Genomic DNA, 20,710 nt, shown 5'->3' with positions numbered 1-20,710 from the left:
TATTAGAAAAATAGTACTTACATTTGCACACGTTTGATAACGAGGAAAAATTTGACCTGATTGCAACCTCTATAAAAATAAGCTAAAGCAGTATTCTTTTTGAGCTATTTCCGGCAATTATTCATTTTTTATCCTCATTAGTTTTTAATTAAAAAAAACAAAAGAATAATATGTCTTATTTATTTACATCTGAATCTGTATCAGAAGGGCACCCGGATAAAATTGCCGATCAAATTTCCGACGCATTAATTGATAACTTTTTAGCTTACGACAAAACTTCGAAAGTTGCCTGCGAAACTTTGGTTACAACAGGACAAGTTGTTTTGGCAGGAGAGGTAAAATCTGATGCTTATCTTGATGTACAAACTATTGCAAGAGAGGTAATCAACGGTATTGGCTACACAAAAGGCGAATACATGTTTAATGGCGATTCTTGCGGGGTAATTTCTGCAATTCACGAGCAGTCTCCGGATATCAACCAAGGTGTTGACAGAGCTGTAACTGACGAATCTTTTGAAGCAAAAGCAAACGCACAGGGAGCTGGTGACCAGGGAATGATGTTTGGCTATGCAACCAACGAAACTGCCAACTATATGCCTTTGGCTTTAGATCTTGCACACACAATTTTAAAAGAACTATCTGCTTTAAGAAGAGAAGATTCTGAAATTAAATATCTTCGTCCTGATGCGAAATCTCAAGTTACTATCGAGTATTCTGACGACCACAAACCGGTAAGAATAGATTCTATCGTCGTTTCTACTCAGCATGATGATTTTGCAGCTGAAGAAGAAATGCTAAACAAAATCAGAGAAGACATCAAAAACATCTTGATCCCTAGAGTTGTTGCATTGCAGACTGAAGAGATTAAGGCTTTATTCAACGAGCAAATAAAATATCACATCAACCCTACAGGTAAATTTGTAATCGGTGGCCCTCATGGAGACACAGGTCTTACGGGAAGAAAAATCATCGTTGATACTTATGGTGGAAAAGGAGCTCACGGTGGTGGTGCTTTCTCTGGAAAAGATCCTTCAAAAGTAGACAGAAGTGCGGCTTATGCTACAAGACACATCGCTAAAAACTTAGTGGCTGCAGGTGTTGCAGATGAGGTTTTGGTACAGGTTTCTTATGCAATTGGCGTGGCTGAACCTTGTGGTTTATACATCAATACCTACGGAACTTCTAAAGTGGAGTTGAATGACGGTGAAATTGCTAAAAAAGTGTCTACCATTTTCGATTTGAGGCCTTATGCAATTGAGCAAAATTTGAAACTGAGAAATCCTATTTATCAAGAAACGGCTTCTTACGGTCACATGGGAAGAGAGCATTTTGTTGCAGATAAAACATTCAACAAAGGTCACAAAAACGAATTGACTTTAACAGGTTTAGAATTCTTCACTTGGGAAAAATTAGACAAAGTAGAAGAGATTAAATCGGCTTTCGGTTTATAATTCTTCTTTTCGGTATAGAAACTGCTTTAACATGAAAATGCTAAAGCAGTTTTTTTTATTTTTACACTTAAATATTACATGATGAATATGCGATTTGCAATCACTGGTCTTTTTGTTTTTTTTACCGGAATTTTTACTCAGGCACAGTACACCATTCACAAGATGATTAATGTGGGATACGTCTATCAAAATCAAAGTTTTGGAGAAATTGGAGGCAAACTCATGTTTCTAAAAAATGATGATGTCATTTACAGATTGGGAGCATCAGCATTGATGGGATCTGCTAATTCTAAATTTGCTATTATGCCAAAAATGCAGGCAGATGTACTTTTGAATTTCCAGAAAAACGTAGATTTTTATCACTCTTACTACTTTATCCTCGGAGCTGAAGGTACCAACAAATATGTAGCGCCAAAAGTTGGTTTCAGCTTGTTTGGTATTGTTGATTTGACGGGAGGATATGCTATTACAGTAGCAGATGCTAAATTAAATGGCAAAGAATTAAAAGGGTTAAATATTAATTTCACATTAAATATCCCAACAGTGGCAATTTATGATATGTTTAACTAATAATTTTTGTTTTTTTTTAGGTTTATTGTTAAATGTTTAACATTTATTAAAAAATTATTTATATTTACAGCATAATTTTTTACTATAGAAAAAAACTTTACTCTGAAATTGCTTACAACCGAAAAAATACCAGTTCTACTTAGGTGAAAGGTTTCTGCAAAATAACAATTATAGAGAAGAGAAAAGTTATGAAACCTACAGATAGCAACCTGATTGCCCTTTATCAGACCGGAAACGAAGAAGCCTTATCAATACTTATCCACCGTTATCAGAGCGATCTTTTCACGTTTATTCTTTATAAGATTAAAGACGAAGATTTTGCCAACGATATCTTTCAGGATACTTTTATGAAAATCATTGTAATGCTTAAAGAAGGTCGCTATAATGAAGAAGGAAAGTTTATCCTATGGGCTAAAAGAATCGCTCAAAATTTGATTATTGACCATTTTCGGGCAAAAGCTAAAAACACAAAAGTTTCTGAGACCACTTTTGATAACGAGGAATATTCAATCTTTGACCTCATCAGAGAGCCTTCAGAAAACATTGAAGATCAACTGGTAAGCCAACAAATTCAGCAAGATTTGATTAAAATAATTCAGTTTCTACCAGAAAATCAGCAAGAAGTGATAAAACTTAGATTCTTTGATGGGTTGAGTTTTAAAGAAATTGCTGAACAAACTAATCTAAGCATCAATACAACATTAGGAAGAGTACGCTATGCACTCATTAATCTTAGAAAAATAATGGAAGAAAACAATATTATTCTCACGAGATAATATTTTGGAACAATTTTCGTTTTTAAAGAAAATATAATTTTCGCCTATGAAAAATAACGATTCTTTAAAATCCAAAAGTTTAAAACCTAAAAAACAAACTATTGATTTTTTGCTCAGTTTCTCTAAAAGTCTTGAAGTAGTAAAAGTGAAGAATTCTCACCTATACATTTCAAAAAATTAAAAATTAGTAAATTTGTGCTGTATGAAAATTCAGCACATTTTTTTTGACCTCGACAATACACTTTGGGATCACCGCAAAAACGCTTATTTAACAATCAAAACCCTTTTTGAAAAAGAAGAAATCACTTTGAAATATGGTATTGATTTTGAAGAATTTCACTCTGTTTATCATGATATTAATGAAAAACTATGGGAAGATATTCGAGATGGTATCATAGATAAGGAATACCTCAGAAAACATAGATTTTACGACACTTTCAATCATTTCGGAATTGATGATTTGGAATTATCTATGTATTTTGAAGAACATTTTTTAGATAAAATTTTAAATTTTAATCATTTAGTTGAAGGCGCAGAATATATATTAAATTATTTGAAATCTAAAAAATTTACTTTGCATATCATTTCAAATGGTTTTCAGGAAGTTACAGAAAGAAAATGCATTTTGTCAAAAATAGATCATTATTTCAACACAATAACAAGCGCAGATTCCGTTGGTATTAGAAAGCCAAATCCTGAAATTTTTGAATATTCTTTAGGTCTTGCAAAAGCTAAAAAAGAAGAAAGCATTTTGATTGGTGACGATTGGATTGCCGATTGTTTAGGCGCGCAGAATTTCGGGATAGATGTAATTTTCTTTGATGTTTTGAACGAAAGTCCGGCTCAGGAAAATTTAAAAGTAATCAAGCATCTACTGCAGATCAAAGAATATTTGTAAAAATCCCTCTCTTTTGGAGAGGGATTTAGGATGTGAGGAATTAAATTCCCAAACTCTCTCTTACTCTTTTGATGGTTTGTGTAGCAATTGCTCTAGTTTTCACGGCTCCTTCCTGAAGTTTTGCCTCCAATTCATCAAGATTGCTCATGTAGTAAGAAAACAATTCTCTTTCCTTTTCAAATCTTGTGAGAATTAAATCTAAAAGTTCTTTTTTAGCATGACCATAACCGAAATTTCCGGCTACATATTTTGCTCTCAATTCTTCCGTTTGTTCAGGAGTTGCAATCAATTCATAAATTGCAAACGTTTTATCTGTAGAAGGATCTTTTGGCTCTTCTAAAGATTTAGAATCGCTTTCGATGCTCATTACCTGTTTTTTCAATTCTTTTTCAGGTAAGAAAATATTGATAATATTTCCTCTGGATTTAGACATTTTGTGACCGTCAACTCCAGGAACATATTTGGTATCTTCCTGCAATTCAGCTTGAGGCAAAACCAAAATTTCACCCATTTGATTATTGAATCTGGAAGCCACGTCGCGGGCAATTTCCAAATGCTGAAGCTGATCTTTTCCTACAGGAACGATTTCTGCATCATATAAAAGAATATCTGCAGCCATCAAAATCGGGTAGGTAAACAACCCTGCGTTTACATCTTGTAAGCGATCTGCTTTATCTTTAAAAGAATGCGCTAAGGTTAATCTCTGATAAGGAAAAAAACAAGATAAATGCCATGAAAGTTCGCAAGTTTCAGGGATGTCACTCTGTCTGTAGAAGAATGTTTTTTCGGTGTCTAATCCGCAGGCAAGCCAAGCTGCAGCAATTTCGTAAGTGTTGTTTTTTAATTCTTTTGCATCTTTAATCTGTGTAAGCGAATGAAGATTCGCAATGAATAAAAATGATTCGTTTCCTGCTTGCTTTGAAAGCTCAATTGCAGGAATAATTGCACCCAAAAGGTTTCCCAGATGCGGTGTGCCGGTGGCTTGTATGCCGGTAAGAATTCTTGACATTTTTTTTAAATTGTTTGTGCAAAAATAGGTAAAATTTAGAATTTATCTCCTTCGAAAATATTGCATTTCCATTTGGAACCACAAAAACGGCTTTTGTGAAGATTTAAGTTGCTAACATCTGGATTGCATGAGTAGAAAACCTGTTTGGCAGATGTAATTATACAAATATTTATACTAATTTTAATAACGGATCTTTACTACCCATCATCTATGGAAGAATCGTCATTACAAATAAGAAATCTTTAGCTTACTATTTTAAAAACAAATCTGTATGATGATTGAGACAGATTTTTATATTTATTATAGAAATAGGGTTCTGTATATGTCAAGGGAATTATTTTTGATGAAAATTTAAACAGACACTTATTTTGGTTATGAAAAACATTGATTAACAAAATCCGTCCACAATCTTATCTACAATTACTTGGGCTAGCTTTTGCTTGCTTTGGTGAGTCCATCCGGCTATATGTGGTGTAACAATGGCTTTTTCAGAATTTAAAAGGAAATTCAAATCATCATTTTCAGATTCTAATTTTTCGAAAGATGATTTTTCATATTCTAAAACATCAAGACAGGCACCTTTCACCTTACCTGACCTTAAGGCATCAACTAAATGTTTAGTTTTTACATTTTTACCTCTTGCGGTATTAACAAAGTAGAATTTATTTTTCATTTCCGAAATAAACTTTTCATCAATCAAATAATTTGTTTCTTCATTCAAAGGAATATGCAAGCTGAGAACCTCTGCATTTTCTTTTAACTCTTCCAAACTTACTTGTGTTGCAAATTCATCAGAAAGATTAGGCAAAATATCATGAAAAATCACGTTACATCCAAATCCATAAAGCCTTTTAGCAGTAGCTTTCCCCATGTTTCCATAGCCTATCAGACCAACGGTTTTTCCCAACAATTCGTCTCCTCGGTTTTCTTCACGCAGCCAAATTCCGTTTTTTACTTGGTTGGAAGCGATGAATAGGCGGTTCATTAAAATCAACAACATTCCGACGACGTGCTCAGCTACAGAATCTCGGTTTCCTTCGGGTGAATTGATGAGTTTAATACCTAACTTTTCGGCGACGGGAATATCAATATTTTCCATACCCGCTCCTACTCTAGCGATAAACTTCAGGTTTTTCCCTTGCTCTAGAAAGTTTTTATCTAAAGGGATTCTACTTCTAATAATGACACCGTCATAATTTTGGATTTTAGAACAAATTTCTTGGTATGAAGACGTGAAATCTTCTTCTAATATAAAGTTTTTGGATAAAAGCTGTTCGGTGATGAGCGGATGGTTTTTATCTAAAAGGAGAATCTTCATTGTTTGTAAGTTTCACAAATTATTCACGAATTATTCGAATTTTTTTGAAAGATTTTTCCTACAATCATGCCTAAAGAAAAGTTATTAAAAAAGAGATTTAAACATTTCTTCAACTCTTGGAGTAGTGAAAACTTCAGATAATGATTAATTAAGAAGGTTCTTGGAACAATTTTTTGAGTTCTACAGATTCAGAAGGCTTCATTCTTCCCGAAAGAATTAGAGAAAGTTCTTTTCTTCTTAATGCTGCATCATATCTTTCTATTTCAAGATCAGTTTCTGGCTCCATTGCAGGGATTGGGATAGGTCTGTTGAATTCATCTACAGCAACGAAAGTGTAAATACCTTTGTTGGTTTGGGTTTTTTTGTGATTAATAGGATCATCTAACCAAACATCCACGTATATCTCCATAGAGGTTCCGAATGCACGTGATACTTTAGATTCCATTACTACAATTCCACCTTCCGGAATAGGATGATCAAAAGAAACATGGTTTACAGAAGCCGTCACCACTCTTCTTTCGCAGTGTCTAGTGGCCGAAATAGATGCACACCTGTCCATTCTTGCCAGCAATTCGCCTCCAAAAAGATTTCTCAATTGGTTGGTATCATTGGGAAGTACAATATTTGTCATTACCGTCAGTGATTCTGACGCTTTTTTTATCTGTGCCATTTTGATTTTCTTTTTTGATATTTTGGCCTCCAAGTTTTTGGTGTATGTTTTCTGATGGAGTCCTTTTTTATAGAATCTACCTTTAAAGAATCTACTTTGAAAGTAACTCTTTTGATAGAATCAGCAATTTTCATCTGTACAGAATCTAGTTTCGTAGGAACTGCTTTTTCAATACGTTTTGTTTTGGTTTGTGCCGAGAGGCTGTCTAAAGATTTTTTACCAAAAATTAACTCTTTCTGGGTAATCCCAAAATAAAGCAAACCGGCAATGGGAATAGCGATGAAAAAAATCCATAAAATAGACTTGCTAAATTTATAATCTTTGTCTGTATCATTAGTTGTAACTAAATTTTCTCCATCACTGATGTCTGAAAACCTTATTTCTTCTAACCCATAAAATTCAGGATGATCTGAAGTGAGCCTTTCGCCGTAGAATACCAGACCATTGTCATGCTGATCTAGTCTGCCAAGATTTTGAATTTCTAAGCGATGATCCGCCTGCAGCTTTTTTTTCCAAAAATCAGTCTGAATCTGAAGTTCGTTTTTCGAAGCTTCAAAGGTTGTGCTTTTTTTTGTCGCTATATAACGTATTAGATCATCAGATGCTACCTGATAATCGACTTTAAAAGCAATATGACTAGAAGGCGGTAGAATAGTTCCGTTTTCGGGATCTAGTTTTGCCTTCGAATTTTCGAGATAAAATACCCCAAAGCCTGGCACGGTAACCGTTCCGTATTTCTTCAGATATTCTAAAGTGTATGCTGAAATATTCATTTGGCGACAAATTTATGACTTTTTCGTGACTTTTAAGAGATTTGTTTTTAAGCCATTTTTTGAAATTAAGTCTATAATGATTCTTGTAATGGGACGCATGACGAACGAAAAATTAATCCTTGCCAGAAAGGCAAAAAGATAGCGCAGGCTGATATTGCAATTTACCTTAAAATTAGCCCAAACCCCAAACCAGAGAACATAAAAAGGTAAAATAAAAATTGCAAATAATGAATGTCACCTTATGGCAAAATTAGTTAGCGTGTCTCTACAAGAAATTTATACAGGTTGTATAGAACAAGGATCTAAAAATTCTATTAGTTTAATATAGGATATAGATTTTTTAAAAGAAAAAAATTGAAATATCAGAAAAGAAATTGTACTATCTCCTTTTTTAATATACTGCTAATAAAATAGTGGTGTGATTTTTAAAAAGAACAAAAAAGACCGCCGAAGCAGTCTTTCAAATTAATCCTAAATTACTTAGAAAAGTATAAAAAATGATGTGGTGTCTTATTGAATTTTCCAGCTGATACCGAACATAAAGTTGGTGCCTGCCTGAGAAAAGTAAACCGGCCCGTTGTAAACATAACCGTTGTTCACGTATTTTTGATCCAAAATATTATTCACTAAAAGCTTCAAAGCGATTTCATGTTTTTTGATTTTAAAATCATACTGTGCATTGAAATCTGTCAGCAAATAATCTTGAAGCTGCAAATCCTGAGTTTGTGTATTGTCCAGATATTGCTTCCCTACATACTGATTGGTTAGTCCCAATTGGAAATTTTTTACAGGGCTGTATTTCAAACTTAAATTGGCAATTAAATTCGGTGAAAATGAAATTTTGGTATCTCCTAAATTCTGAATCCCTACCGCATTTTTAATTTTGAACTCCAAATTTTGGTTCTGGCTAGCACTGATGTTCGCAGAAATTTCAAACTGCTTTGTAACCTTCGCCAAAGCGCCAATTTCAACACCTCTTCTATAACTTTTGCCGGAATTGGTTCTGATAAACTCCCCAATACTGCTGATTTGCCCGTTCAAAACCAACTGATTCAGATAATACATATAATAGAGATTAGCGGTAAACGCTACTTTCCCGAACTGCTTTTCGAGCCCGGCCTCAAGGTCGTGAAGCTTTTCAGATTTTACATTATTATCTGAAATTAAATCATCCCGATTAGGTTCCCTTTGCGCATGGGCATAAGAAACAAAAACCTTTCCTCCTCCGATTTTATAGTTGATGCCTGCTTTTGGGTTAAAGAACAGCCAGTTTTTATTAAGATTTGCTCCTTCAAAATCTCCTTCTTGTAGAATTTTGGTTTCGTAATCAATATTTCTGATTTGAAGATCTCCAAAAAACTCAAAATTATTGACAGTGACTAATGCTTTTGCGAATCCTGCCACTTCACTTTTTAAAGAGCGGTTTCTATAATATTCATGCTGTTGAATTTGTGGATTGAAAACATCCGTAACATTACCATAATGTCTTCCGTAGTATTGATTTCCTACAACGCCAAAATTTAAATCTAAATTGTTAAATTTTCCGTACAAAGTAGAAACAATGCCATAAAAATCATTATTTAACCATTTTTTTCTTATGAAATCTGAGTATTTTCCCCCATTAATATTCGGAAGATTGTACCTCGCAAAAGGATCGCTTTGTTTGTAGTTTTCATAATAGCCACGACCTTTTGTATAGTGAAGCGTAGTTTCAAGACTCCAATATTCATTTAAACCTTGCTCCCAAAGCAGTTGATAGTGATTCTGTCTGTAATTATCGGTTTCGTTATCATAAAACCCTACAATATTTTCCCAATTAGCATCGTAAATAGCTCCGGAAGCATTGAATTTAGGATTACTTTCCCAAGTTTTTCTGTCTACTCCGTTCCATGCTTGGTAGGTTTTTTCTTTTCCACCGAAAGTCATTAGACGAAGTTTTGTTTTTCTTTCTTCAAATAATGCAGTGAAATTATAAGAATGTAGATCTGAAGATGCACGATCTATAAACCCATCCGAGTGAATCTGAGAATACCTTCCCATTACAGAAAGACGGTCTTTCCAGAATTTACCAGAACCGATCTCTGCAGAATATTTGTACGTATTAAAAGAACCATAACTGTCATCTGTTTTAAAATAAAACTTCTCATCAGGCTCTTTTGAAATAATATTGATACTCGCTCCAAATGCCGAAACACCGTTATTGGAAGTACCAACACCTCTTTGAATAACAACTTGTGACGCCGAGCTCGTGATATCAGGCACATTCACAAAAAAAGTCCCTTGACTTTCAGAATCGTTGAATGGAACACCATTCATCATCACATTAATTCCTCTTCCAGCAACCCCACGAATCCTGAAACCTGTGTATCCAACGCCATTTCCAGCATCTGATGTAGAAATAATAGAGGTTTGATTTTTCAGCAACATCGGAAGATCTTGTCCGAGATTTTTACTATCTAAATCTCTTTGTACGTTGATGATTTCTTTGGCAACGGGTAGTCGCTTGGTAAAGCTCACGGCTTCAATGTCTCTTACAGAAAGTGTATCTGTAGATTGAGCATTCAAAAAGTTGGCGGCTACGGTAAGCCCTAAAAAAACAAATCCTTTCATTCTTATAAATTTTTAAAATTTAATTGAATAAAAGGGGCGATTAAAAATTGTAACAATTTGAAAATTTAACAATGTAGCAATGCCGAAACATTGGTAAACTGGTACATTAATCAATTGGTACACTTACAAAGTTCCCTAAACAGCATTACCTGTTCCAGGTTCATTGGGTATAATCTCAGCCCCTAGTGGAGCACCCCTTAAATTTCAGTGGCAAAAATAAGCCTTTTTTATGTAATTCTTAAAATTATTTTTTACCTGTAAGATTTGTTGTGAATATCAATATAATAATAGTTCACATCATCTTTCGTAACTTCAAACATTTTACCAAGCTTCCAGCTATAGTTTCTCTTGATATCTTTGTATTCTAGAGGAATAATCGTTTGACCTTTCACATCAATAATTCCAAATTTATCATCTTTGTTTACTACAAGCATAGGGTTTGCAACATCATTGCCTTCCATCACAAATAAGTAATCATAAGTAGGATAAATGATAAAATGTTTCTTATCGGCAGGATTTACCAATTTCCCTTCTTCTACCAACCCGTATTTTCCGTTGTGGCGATAAGCATTGTAGAGGGGTTTCTTATATTCTGTTTTGCAGACTCCTAAATCTGCAGGTTTGTAAGTGTAAACAATTTTACCAGACCTATTGATGCGGTAAGAAATCCCATTTTTATCAACAGTAGCATAGCTTTTTGAACCATACTTTTTTACATTTTCGTTGGGCGAATACAAAAGATTACAATCTTCTCCAAAAAACAAAGCAATATGATATTCTGGCTGTATAATAAACTTCCCATTTTGATTCACATAGCCAAATTTACCCTCTCTTTTCTGCGGAATAAGCAGAGGAACTTCTTCATCAATTCTTACAACATCTTTGGGTAAAACATCGTTTGAGATAGATTTTTGTTTGCTATTTTTACTAACTAAATCTTTAGGAAAAAAAGTTTTAACCTGAGAATTATTAAATAAACTAAAAAAGGTAAACACTAATAAGGTCATCTTAAAAAAAAATTTCAAAGTCATCATGTTCTGTTTTATACTTCAAAAATAATAAAATAGAATTTATAAAACCCATATTTATAAAGAATCTAAATAGTGATGCTTTAAAAAAATAGTAAAAATTCGTAAATTTGAACACATTTTTAAATGTTTCATTTTTTAATAAAACATTCCCAGAAACACTTTTGAACAATTTATGTAGTCAAAAGATATTTTAAATTTTGTTTTTTAAAAAATTGAAGGCAATTGTTTTTCACTTTTTTTGTTAAAAACATTACCTTACATTACAACTGTTTGACTATCAATCAAACAATTTGCAGATTCGCTATAAATATTTACAGCCCAAAAACTGTAAACACCTAGAATAAAGATTGAAAAGACTTCTAATATTATGAATATTTATCAGGATTACATCCAAGAGATTGAAGAAAGAAAAAACCAAGGGCTACATCCTAAGCCAATTGACGGTGCAGAATTATTAAGCGAGATTATTTCGCAAATAAAAGATAACGACAATGAATACAGGTCAGATTCTTTGAAATTTTTCATTTACAATGCTTTACCGGGAACTACAAGTGCTGCTGGTGTAAAAGCTCAATTTTTAAAAGAAATCATATTAGGTGAATCCCTAGTAAAAGAAATCACGCCTGCTTTTGCATTTGAGTTACTATCTCATATGAAAGGTGGTCCTTCTATCGAAGCACTATTAGATCTTGCTCTTGGTACGGACGAAAATATTGCCAAAGAAGCAGCAACCGTTCTTAAAACACAGGTTTTCCTTTACGAAGCAGACACAGACCGTTTGAAAGAAGCATTCAACAACGGAAATGAAATCGCAAAAGAAATCATTGAAAGCTACGCACAGGCAGAATTCTTCACAAAACTTCCCGAAGCTGCGGAAGAAATAAAAGTAGTAACATACATCGCTGGCGAAGGTGATATCTCAACAGATCTATTGTCTCCGGGAAACCAGGCACACTCTAGATCAGATCGTGAACTTCACGGTAAGTGTATGATGACGCCAGAAGCTCAGAAAGAAATCCAAGCTTTGCAGGCACAGCACCCTGACAAAAGTGTGATGCTGATTGCTGAAAAAGGTACAATGGGCGTTGGATCATCCAGAATGTCTGGTGTAAATAATGTGGCACTTTGGACAGGTAAACAAGCAAGTCCTTACATCCCTTTTGTAAATTTCGCACCAATCGTAGGTGGAACAAATGGGATTTCTCCAATTTTCCTAACTACTGTTGACGTGACTGGTGGAATTGGTATCGATCTTCAAAACTGGGTGAAAAAACTAGATGCCGAAGGTAATGTAATCCGTAATGAAAACAACGAACCCATCCTTGAGGAAGTTTATTCTGTAGCTACAGGAACAGTTCTTACTATTAATACAAAGACTAAAAAATTATACAACGGCGATCAGGAACTGAAAGATATTTCTAAATCTTTCACGCCGCAAAAGATGGAATTCATCAAAGCGGGTGGTTCTTACGCTATCGTTTTTGGTAAAAAATTACAGACTTGGGCTTCAAACATTTTAGGAATAGAAATCCCAACTGTTTATGCGCCATCAAAAGAAATTACTAAAGAAGGTGTTGGTCTTACGGCTGTTGAAAAAATATTTAATAAAAACGCTGTTGGTTTAGCGCCAGGAAAAGTGCTGCACGCTGGTTCTGATGTTCGTGTAGAAGTTAACATCGTTGGTTCTCAGGATACAACTGGTTTGATGACCGCTCAGGAATTGGAATCGATGGCTGCAACAGTTATTTCTCCAATCGTTGACGGTGCTTACCAATCTGGTTGTCATACCGCTTCTGTTTGGGATAAAAAAGCTCAAGCAAACATTCCTAGATTGATGAAATTTATGAATGATTTTGGTTTAATCACTGCGCGCGACCCGAAAGGTGAATACCACGCAATGACAGATGTTATTCATAAGGTTCTGAATGATATTACCATCGACGAATGGGCAATCATTATTGGTGGAGATTCTCACACAAGAATGTCTAAAGGTGTGGCGTTCGGAGCTGACTCAGGAACTGTTGCATTAGCATTGGCGACTGGTGAAGCATCTATGCCGATTCCGGAATCTGTAAAGGTGACTTTCAAAGGCGATATGAAGCAGCATATGGATTTCCGTGATGTGGTACACGCAACTCAATTGCAGATGTTGCAGCAGTTTGGTGGAGAAAACGTCTTCCAAGGTAGAATTATCGAGGTTCACATCGGAACACTTCCTGCGGATCAAGCATTTACATTCACTGACTGGACTGCAGAAATGAAAGCAAAAGCTTCAATCTGTATTTCTGAAGACGACACTCTGATCGAATCATTGGAAATTGCGAAAGGCAGAATCCAGATTATGATAGACAAAGGAATGGACAACCACAATCAGGTTCTTCAGGGATTAATTAATAAAGCAAACAAGAGAATTACAGAAATTAAATCTGGTGAAAAACCAGCTTTAACACCAGACTCTAATGCTAGTTATTACGCAGAAGTAGTTGTTGATCTTGATATTATTGTTGAGCCAATGATTGCTGACCCGGATGTAAATAACGAAGATGTTTCTAAAAGATACACGCACGATACCATCAGAGATCTTACTTTCTATGGCGGAGACAAAAAAGTAGATCTTGGCTTCGTAGGATCTTGTATGGTTCACAAAGGCGACTTGAAAATCGTTTCTCAAATGTTGAGAAATATTGAAAGAAAAAATGGTAAAGTGGAATTCAGCGCACCGCTTGTAGTTGCTGCTCCAACTTACAACATCATCGATGAATTGAAAGCGGAAGGCGATTGGGAATTACTAGAAAAATATTCAGGTTTCGAATTTAATGACAATGCTCCGAAAGGTGCTGCTCGTACAGAATATGAAAATATGATGTATCTGGAGCGTCCCGGTTGTAACCTTTGTATGGGTAACCAAGAAAAAGCCGAGAAAGGAGACACTGTTTTGGCAACTTCTACAAGACTTTTCCAAGGAAGAGTGGTTGAAGATTCTGAACGTAAAAAAGGAGAATCTCTATTGGCTTCTACACCAGTTGTTGTACTTTCTGCAATTATGGGAAGAATCCCAAACATTGAAGAATACAAAGAAGCAGTGGAAGGTATTGATTTAACGACTTTCGTTCCGTCTATCAAAGAATTGGTAACTGTGGGTCATTAATAGATTTTAAATTTTAGTCGAAAGACTTTTTTAAATATAAAATGGAAGATTTCTTTTGGAAGTCTTCCATTTTTTGTTTAGAACGCTTCCATTTAAGCCCTATCTAATTTATTTTATCTTAAATCAATAACCGAAATTTTATTTTTCCTTAACTTGATAGTTATAAATAATCTCAGTCATTCATCATATTTATCCCTTTTTGTGGATTGAGGGAACAGTATTTGATGAATTATAAAGGATTAAAATTTTCTACTTTAAATTGAATGATTGATGAACCTTTGAGTTCTTTTTTAAGTTTACGGCTTTGTGAACCTTAAAAGCATTTAGCAGTCAAAAAAGTCTCTGTGTGCCTTGTGTTCAAGATAAAATATTTAGCTTAAGCAGATATTCACTAAATTAAGAATAGAAAATTTACAAAAAACAGAAAAATTAAATTTAGATATGACTTTCGACATCGACATGATTAAAAAAGTGTACGAACGCTACCCTGAACGTATTGCTGCAGCAAGACAGATAACTGGAAAACCGTTGACACTTTCAGAAAAAATTCTTTACACCCACTTGTGGGAAGGAAACGCTACAAAAGAACATGAAAGAGGAAATTCCTACGTAGATTTCGCTCCGGACAGAGTGGCAATGCAGGATGCTACTGCACAAATGGCTCTTTTACAATTTATGCAGGCAGGAAAAGCCAAAGTTGCTGTTCCTTCAACTGCTCACGCAGATCACCTTATTCAGGCAAGAGTAGGTGCAGAAGCCGATTTACAGGAAGGAATTAATAAAAACTCTGAGGTTTTCAATTTCTTAGGTTCGGTTTGTGATAAATATGGAATTGGTTTCTGGAAACCGGGAGCCGGAATTATTCATCAAGTGGTTTTAGAAAACTACGCATTCCCTGGAGGAATGATGATCGGAACAGATTCTCATACAGTGAACGCAGGAGGTTTAGGTATGGTTGCCATCGGAGTTGGTGGTGCAGATGCAGTTGACGTAATGGCAGGAATGGCTTGGGAATTGAAAATGCCAAAATTAATCGGTGTAAAATTAACCGGTAAAATGTCTGGCTGGACTTCCGCAAAAGATGTTATCCTAAAAGTTGCCGGAATTCTTACCGTAAAAGGCGGCACAGGATGCATCGTAGAATACTTCGGTGACGGTGCCATATCTTTATCAGCAACAGGAAAAGGAACTATCTGTAACATGGGAGCTGAAATTGGCGCTACTACTTCTACTTTCGGATACGATGATTCTATGAGAAGATACCTTGCTTCTACAGGAAGACAAGATGTTGTAGATGCTGCAGATAAAATTGCAGAACATTTAACAGGTGATGCAGAAGTGTATGCAAACCCAGAACAATATTTTGATCAGGTAATTGAAATTAACCTTTCAGAATTGGCTCCTCATTTGAACGGTCCGTTTACACCAGATTTAGCTACTCCTGTTTCTGAATTCAAAGAAAAAGCTATAGCAAACGGATGGCCAATTGAAGTAGAATGGGCATTGATTGGTTCTTGTACTAATTCTTCGTATGAAGATTTGTCGAGAGCTGCTTCTATTGTAGAAGATGCCGTAGCAAAAGGCGTGAAACCTAAAGCGATCTTAGGAATTAACCCTGGTTCTGAGCAAGTAAAATTCACAGCTGAAAGAGACGGATTCTTAGATTCTTTCAGAAAATTTGAAAATGCCAGAATCTTTACCAATGCTTGCGGACCATGTATCGGACAATGGGACAGAGAAGGCGCTGAAAAAGGCGAGAAAAACTCGATCATTCACTCTTTCAACAGAAACTTTGCCAAAAGAGCAGACGGAAACCCAAATACCCATGCATTTGTAGCTTCTCCGGAAATGGTGGCAGCCATTGCCATTTCAGGAAGATTAGATTTTAATCCGATTACAGATACATTAACGGCCGAAAACGGAGAACAAATAAGATTAAACGAGCCTCAAGGTTTTGAATTACCAGCGAAAGGATTTGCAGTAGACGATAATGGTTATCAAGCTCCTTCAGCAGATGGTTCTGGTGTGGAAGTAAAGGTAAGCCCAACTTCAGACAGACTTCAATTGTTGGAAGAATTCCCAGCTTGGGATGGTAAAAATATTACCGGAGCGAGAGTTTTAATCAAAGCTTTCGGAAAATGTACAACAGACCATATTTCTATGGCAGGACCGTGGTTGAAATACAGAGGACATTTAGATAACATCTCAAACAACATGTTGATCGGAGCGGTAAATGCTTACAACATGGAAACCAACAAAGTTAAGAATCAGCTTGATGGTTCTTACGGTGAAGTTCCTGCTGTACAGCGAGCTTACAAAGCTGCCGGAATTCCTTCGATTGTAGTAGGAGATCAAAACTATGGTGAAGGTTCTTCTAGAGAGCATGCAGCAATGGAACCGAGACATCTTGGTGTAAAAGCTGTTTTGGTAAAATCTTTTGCAAGAATCCACGAAACCAACCTGAAAAAGCAGGGAATGTTGGGATTAACTTTTGCCAATGAAGCTGATTACGACAAAATTCAGGAAGACGATGTGGTTAACTTTTTAGATCTAGATCAGTTTGCACCTGGAAAACAATTGACATTAGAGTTTATTCACACCAATGGAACGAAGGACGTTGTTTTAGCAAATCATACGTATAATGACCAACAAATTGATTGGTTCAAAGCAGGTTCTGCACTGAATTTAATTAAACAACAGGAAAATTAAAATTTCTGTTATATATAATGAAAGCAACTTCAAATTTGGAGTTGCTTTTTTACTTGTATGTTATTTTGAGTAAAACTGCTCTTTTGCCTTCCGAAAATCAACAATTATTCCATCATAATTGTAAATCATGCATAATACTTAAGCATCTTTCATCAGAAATTCCGTCGTGTAGATTTTCTGTTTCTGTAGTTAAAAGAATCACAGAATCTCTAGTTCTTGAAATAGAAATTTGCAGCAAAAAAAAGATCAAACATTTCTGTCTGATCTTTTTGAATTAATTTATTTGGTGCCAATTCGTTCCGTCACTCTGGAGTTGGTAAACACCGGTTGTAATGGTGCCCACTGTAGTCCCTAAACTGTTGATAAAAGAAGTAATATTTGTAGTTCCCACACTTGTATTCTTTTTCACGATATACATTCTTCCAGGGCAAGAAGATGCAGCAGGAAGCGTGATGGTAATCGCAGAAGCGTTATTGGCTATTACGGTAAAGAAATTTTCATCTAAAGTTGTACTTGCTGTAATGGTAGCGACAGATTGAGAAACAGATCCGTTTACCTGAAATGTAGAGTTGGCTGTAGTTCCTGCCATATTAATCCCTACTCTCACGTTAGCATTAAGACCTGTTCCCTGCATACGCATCATTTCAACGTAAGCAGCTGGAGAATAGTTATATTTTCTGAAGATCATAGGCTCATTACCATCATCTCCTATCGTGAAAACCATTTGCCCATTATCGCTTGTTCCTGCACTACCGAGTTCAAAAAAATCTGTGCCTGCACTAGAACCTCTCATCAAAAAGTTTCCGGAAGCATCTGTGAAAATGATAGGTTTGTAAAAACTAGCTCCTCCTGCTTCAAATTGCAGTGCCGAAACACCACTTGTTCCTCGAACGTATGTTACCGACGCATCCGGTTGATTGTAAGGAATAAGGCTAGATGTACTCTCATAAAGTCCTAATGTCTGTCTTCTCCCAAACTCCAGCATTGATGTGTTATTAGATCGTATTGACATTGGAACATCATTGATTGTTCCTAAAAAATTTGCAGATGTAACATTGCTGTTTCCTGTAAGAAGCCAATTAGACGCACCTGCTTGATTAGCAGGAACCCAAGATGTACCATTCCAAGTTAACACTTGATTGGCTGTTGCACCTTGCTGCGCAATTCCCAAGGGGCTTGCTGTAGAACCATTTCCGGATAAGGTAGAATTGGTAACTACTTTTACAGAACCTGCATCTGCTAATGAAGCAATAGACGTTGCCGAAACGTACTTTATCACACCATCGCTATCAAAAGCCATAATTGAATCTTTAGCAGCAGCATTAGAACCCGCCTGAGTTATTCCTCTTACTCTTAAGCTTCCGTTAACGTCTAATGTATGCGTAGGATTTGTAGTATTAATCCCTACCTGACTGAAAATCAAGAAAGGAAAGAAGGAAAATATAAAATAGAAGACTTTCATAGTAGTGAAAATTATTAATTAATTTGTTGCCAATTGGTTCCGTCACTCTGTAGCTGAGTAACGCCATTGGGTAAAACTGTAGCCGACGAACTTAGCCTATTTAAATAACTTGAAATATTTACCGTATTTGAAGTGAGTTTCTTTAAAACATAAATACGCCCTCTAAATGCAGATGCAGAGGGTAATGTAATCGTTATCGTGTTTGAATTATTAAGAAGAACAGTGTATTGAGACTCTGTTAAAGTGGTACTTGCAGTAATTTGGGAAATACTTCTTGAAACAGAACCCTTTACTTCAAATGTAGAATTGGGCTGGCTGCCATTCACATTAATACCCACAGTAACTCTATTATTAAGTCCTAATCCCTGCATGCGCATCATTTCTATAAAAGAATTGGTAGAATTGTTATACTTTCTAAAAACAATAGGCTCGTTTCCTTCGTCTCCTATAGTAAATTGAAGTGAAGCGTTATTACTGATTCCGGACGAAGTTACCTCAAACCAATCATTACCTGCAGCCGAACCACGAAATCCAAAATTACCATTACTGTCTGTAAAAAAGACAGGTTTATAGGTCTGGCTCATAGAAGATTCAAATTGTAATGAAGAATTGCCATTGGTTCCTCTTATGTAAGTTACAGCATCGTTAGGTTGATTATATGGATACAAACCAGTAATGCTGGAATCAAAAAGACCTAAAGTCTGTCTTCTCCCAAATTGCAGCATGGTTGTATTATTAGAACGTATATCAAAACTAATATCATTGGTAGCTCCTAGAAAGTTTGTTGCCAATGTATTTCCGTTTCCCACACTAAGCCAGTTGCTGGAACTTATTTGGTCTACCGGTGTCCAACCCAAAAGATTATTCCAACCCAATGCTTGATTTATACCTGCAGAAAGAGATGAAATGCCTAAAGTATTAGAAGAAGTTCCTGTACCAATAAGTTTTGCATTGGTAACCATAGGAAAAACACCCTGTGGAACTTGCTGAATTATTTGTGAAGAAGAAGCATATTTTAATACTCCGTCATTTTCAAAAACCAATATAGAATCTTTAACAGTGCTAGTTCCTGCTGTATTGATAGATCGTACTCTTATTGATCCGTTTACATCTAATGTTTGTGTGGGAGATTGTGTTTTTATACCAATATTTTGGGAAAAACAAAAAAAAGGTAACAGAAATACAATTGCATATACTGTTTTAAATAAATTCATTTGTGTTTTATTGAAATTCGACATTATGTAATTTAATGGCTACTAAATATTAAGTTGCAAAGAAACGAAAATTAATTGTAACTTAAGGCAAGTTGTTGAAATTGTGCATACTAAAATTAAAATGCAACACATAATAATTGTCTTTCTCTATAAAATCAAAGTAAATTTCAAGTTGGAGAAAACCATAATCGTGCTTTCTATTGTTTCCTCTACATTGAGTCTAGCACAAAAAACCAAAACAATAAACTAAAAGGAAATACAAGGTGTAGTAACCGCCAAAACCAAAAAAACTCACCTTACAAGTATCAATTTTCGAAGCACACTCTGCATTGAATTGGATTAAGCAACAAGAAAATTAAGAAACTATATTAGGTAATTAAAAACCGCAGTTCATTTTAAGCATGCGTTTTTCGTTACGTTAATTAAAAGAATATAATAAAAATACCATAAACTGTCTAGGAATATATTTGTTGGGATTGAACTTACCAAATAATCAATTACATATTGTCAAAACAATGGTAATGTATCTGAAAAGATATTTCTATAAGCAGAAAAAAGCAGATTAATTGAAGGAGATTCTATAATTGTAAATTATCTAACGATAGTAAAATAATTAATTTACTTAAAATTACCCAACAAATAAAAGTCTAAAAAAAAATTGCAAGTAGAGTTTTTTCTAAAAGTGATTCTAAACAAATAACACCTGAATATTTCTTTTTAAGGAGCTATTTCCTGCTATCCGCTTCTACTCCTCGCTCCAAAACTCTCCACCGCCAAAACCCATGCGCTCCAACCCTTGCTGTGGGGTAACCGCTACTATCAGGGCTAAGGTATTCGGCATCAAAAAACTTTATTTTAGTAATACCCTTATTCTTCAAATAAAATTAAAAATCTATTGCTACTGTACTAAGTTTTATATCGTAGAAAAAACAGCTACTCCGAATTTTGAATTTCAAATTTCAAATTTTAGATTTTGGGACAAAAAAAAAGTCTCATACAAATACATGTATGAGACTTTTAAATAAAAACTGGCGGCGACCTACTCTCCCGCTTTCGCAGTACCATCGGCGC

14 protein-coding genes are annotated in these 20,710 nt (G+C 35.2%); 6 read left to right on the top strand and 8 right to left on the bottom strand.

What is annotated here, in order from left to right; genetic code table 11:
* The first annotated feature begins 170 nt into the window (after window positions 1-170).
* From metK to BW939_RS14165, 4 genes are all read left to right on the top strand, one after another.
* Complete coding sequence (metK, locus tag BW939_RS14180) at window positions 171-1,451, top strand: methionine adenosyltransferase (RefSeq protein WP_076452680.1); 1,281 nt, start codon at window positions 171-173, stop codon at window positions 1,449-1,451.
* 78 nt (window positions 1,452-1,529) lie between these two features.
* A complete protein-coding gene (locus tag BW939_RS14175) occupies window positions 1,530-2,021 on the top strand; it encodes a hypothetical protein (RefSeq protein ID WP_105170186.1) in 492 nt (163 codons plus the stop codon).
* Between the two features lie 188 nt (window positions 2,022-2,209).
* Complete coding sequence (locus BW939_RS14170; RefSeq protein ID WP_076452679.1) at window positions 2,210-2,797, top strand: RNA polymerase sigma factor; 588 nt, start codon at window positions 2,210-2,212, stop codon at window positions 2,795-2,797.
* A gap of 202 nt (window positions 2,798-2,999) precedes the next feature.
* The gene (locus tag BW939_RS14165; RefSeq protein ID WP_076452678.1) at window positions 3,000-3,695 is read left to right on the top strand and encodes a YjjG family noncanonical pyrimidine nucleotidase; all 696 of its coding nucleotides are present in this window, start codon (window positions 3,000-3,002) and stop codon (window positions 3,693-3,695) included.
* Between the two features lie 40 nt (window positions 3,696-3,735).
* Here the strand turns inward: BW939_RS14165 and trpS are convergent, their stop codons facing one another.
* The 6 genes from trpS to BW939_RS14135 all read right to left on the bottom strand — a co-directional run bounded on the left by trpS (window position 3,736) and on the right by BW939_RS14135 (window position 11,082).
* Window positions 3,736-4,704, bottom strand: coding sequence for a tryptophan--tRNA ligase (trpS, locus tag BW939_RS14160; RefSeq protein WP_076452677.1), 969 nt, complete (start codon window positions 4,702-4,704; stop codon window positions 3,736-3,738).
* A gap of 388 nt (window positions 4,705-5,092) precedes the next feature.
* Window positions 5,093-6,022 carry a 2-hydroxyacid dehydrogenase gene (locus BW939_RS14155; RefSeq protein WP_076452676.1) on the bottom strand — a complete coding sequence of 310 codons (930 nt, stop codon included), beginning with the start codon at window positions 6,020-6,022 and terminating at the stop codon, window positions 5,093-5,095.
* A 148-nt stretch (window positions 6,023-6,170) separates the two neighbouring features.
* Complete coding sequence (locus tag BW939_RS14150; RefSeq protein ID WP_076452675.1) at window positions 6,171-6,692, bottom strand: acyl-CoA thioesterase; 522 nt, start codon at window positions 6,690-6,692, stop codon at window positions 6,171-6,173.
* Entirely contained in the window at window positions 6,680-7,465 is a 786-nt protein-coding gene (locus tag BW939_RS14145) for an HU domain-containing protein (protein WP_076452674.1), read from the bottom strand. Before BW939_RS14145 ends, BW939_RS14150 begins: the two co-directional genes overlap by 13 nt.
* Before the next feature lie 510 nt (window positions 7,466-7,975).
* Window positions 7,976-10,075 (bottom strand): TonB-dependent receptor, encoded by a 2,100-nt coding sequence (locus tag BW939_RS14140; RefSeq protein ID WP_076452673.1) that lies wholly within the window; start codon window positions 10,073-10,075, stop codon window positions 7,976-7,978.
* Between the two features lie 251 nt (window positions 10,076-10,326).
* Window positions 10,327-11,082, bottom strand: a complete 756-nt coding sequence (locus BW939_RS14135; RefSeq protein WP_105170187.1) for a WG repeat-containing protein — start codon at window positions 11,080-11,082, stop codon at window positions 10,327-10,329.
* 391 nt (window positions 11,083-11,473) lie between these two features.
* Between BW939_RS14135 and BW939_RS14125 the strand changes: the two genes are divergently transcribed.
* Window positions 11,474-14,254, top strand: coding sequence for a bifunctional aconitate hydratase 2/2-methylisocitrate dehydratase (locus BW939_RS14125; protein WP_076452670.1), 2,781 nt, complete (start codon window positions 11,474-11,476; stop codon window positions 14,252-14,254).
* A 441-nt stretch (window positions 14,255-14,695) separates the two neighbouring features.
* Window positions 14,696-16,963, top strand: coding sequence for an aconitate hydratase (locus BW939_RS14120; protein ID WP_076452669.1), 2,268 nt, complete (start codon window positions 14,696-14,698; stop codon window positions 16,961-16,963).
* Between the two features lie 274 nt (window positions 16,964-17,237).
* Here the strand turns inward: BW939_RS14120 and BW939_RS14115 are convergent, their stop codons facing one another.
* Entirely contained in the window at window positions 17,238-18,425 is a 1,188-nt protein-coding gene (locus BW939_RS14115) for a hypothetical protein (RefSeq protein ID WP_076452668.1), read from the bottom strand.
* A 14-nt stretch (window positions 18,426-18,439) separates the two neighbouring features.
* On the bottom strand, window positions 18,440-19,639 hold the full coding sequence (locus BW939_RS14110) for a hypothetical protein (protein WP_123891557.1): 1,200 nt from the start codon (window positions 19,637-19,639) through the stop codon (window positions 18,440-18,442).
* Window positions 19,640-20,710: the final 1,071 nt, after the last annotated feature.

It is taken from the genome of Chryseobacterium piscicola (assembly GCF_900156685.1).
GTDB lineage: Bacteria > Bacteroidota > Bacteroidia > Flavobacteriales > Weeksellaceae > Chryseobacterium > Chryseobacterium piscicola.
The sequence above is the reverse complement of the archived record's forward strand: the minus strand, read 5'-3'. Positions and strand labels throughout refer to the sequence as shown.